This is a genomic window from Streptomyces sp. 150FB (genome assembly GCF_000818195.1).
Lineage (GTDB): Bacteria > Actinomycetota > Actinomycetes > Streptomycetales > Streptomycetaceae > Streptomyces.
On record NZ_JTHL01000001.1, the window covers coordinates 6,822,025 to 6,823,498 of the forward strand.

Annotated in this window: 1 protein-coding gene; it reads left to right on the forward strand. The window is 71.2% G+C overall.

Annotated elements, in window-relative coordinates; genetic code table 11:
* Window positions 1-42: 42 nt before the first annotated feature.
* A partial coding sequence (locus tag QR77_RS49240; protein WP_160310970.1) for a type I polyketide synthase occupies window positions 43-1,474 on the forward strand: 1,432 nt, incomplete at its 3' end.

A 1,474-nucleotide genomic window follows, 5' to 3' on the forward strand; every position in this document is an offset into this window, starting at 1 on the left:
TCGGACGACGCGGACGGGTTTGGACTCGCCGAGGGGGCGGGGGTGTTGGTGCTGGAACGCCTCAGCGAGGCGCGGCGCAACGGTCATCCGGTGCTGGCTGTGGTGGCGGGGAGTGCGGTGAATCAGGACGGTGCGTCGAACGGTCTGACCGCGCCGAACGGTCCGTCGCAACAGCGGGTGATCCGGGCGGCGTTGGCGGATGCCGGCCTGACGGGTGCGGATGTGGATGCGGTGGAGGCGCACGGTACGGGTACGTCGTTGGGTGACCCGATCGAGGCGCAGGCGCTGCTCGCGACGTACGGGCAGGGGCGGGACGCCGAACGGCCTCTGTGGATCGGGTCGTTGAAGTCCAACATCGGCCACACCCAGACAGCGGCCGGAATGGGCGGCGTGATCAAGATGGTGCTGGCGATGGAGCACGGCGTGCTGCCGAAGACGCTGCACGTGGGGGAGCCGTCGCGGCATGTGGACTGGTCGTCGGGTGCGGTGGAGCTGCTGACGGAGGCCCGCGAGTGGCCAGGGACGGACCGGCCACGGCGCGCCGCCATCTCGTCCTTCGGCGTCTCGGGCACGAACGCGCACACGCTCATCGAGGCCGCGCCCCTCGTCGTACCGGACCGCGACCCGGAGTCGGCCGACCCGGAGTCCGCCGACCCGACGCAAGCGGACAAGGGACCTGCCGCCGTGCCGTGGCTGCTCTCCGCCCGTACGCCGGAGGGCTTGCGAGCGCAGGCGGCCCGGCTTCACAGCTATCTGGGCGAGCACGCCGACGCGCGCCCGGCCGATGTCGGGTTCTCGCTCGCCACCACGCGGGCGGCGCTGGAACACCGCGCCGTGCTGATCGGCGGTAGCGACGACGAGTTGCGCGCGGCGCTCGGCGATCTGGCGGCCGAGACGCCACGGGACAGCGGCGTCCTCGCGGGGGAGGCACACCCGGCAGGGAAGACGGTGTTCGTCTTCCCTGGTCAGGGTTGGCAGTGGGCGGGGATGGCGGCTGATCTGCTGGGTTCGGCGCCGGTGTTCGCGGAGCGTATGGCTGAGTGTGAGCGTGCGTTGGGTGTGCATGTGGAGTGGTCGTTGGCGGCGGTGTTGCGTGGTGAGGTGGGCGCGCCGTCGTTGGCTCGGGTGGATGTGGTGCAGCCGGTGTCGTGGGCGGTGATGGTCTCGCTGGCGGCGCTCTGGCGCTCGTACGGGGTCGAGCCGGACGCGGTGGTGGGTCATTCGCAGGGTGAGATCGCCGCCGCGTGTGTGTCGGGGTTGTTGAGCTTGGAGGATGCGGCGCTGGTGGTGGCGTTGCGGAGTCGTGCCCTGGTCGCGCTGTCGGGTCTGGGCGGGATGGTGTCGGTTGCCGAGCCGGTCGATCAGGTGGCGGAACGGCTGAAGGCGTGGGAGGGGCGGCTGTCGGTGGCTGCGGTCAACGGGCCTTCGTCGGTGGTCGTTTCGGGTGACGCGGATGCGATCGACGGGCTCTTTG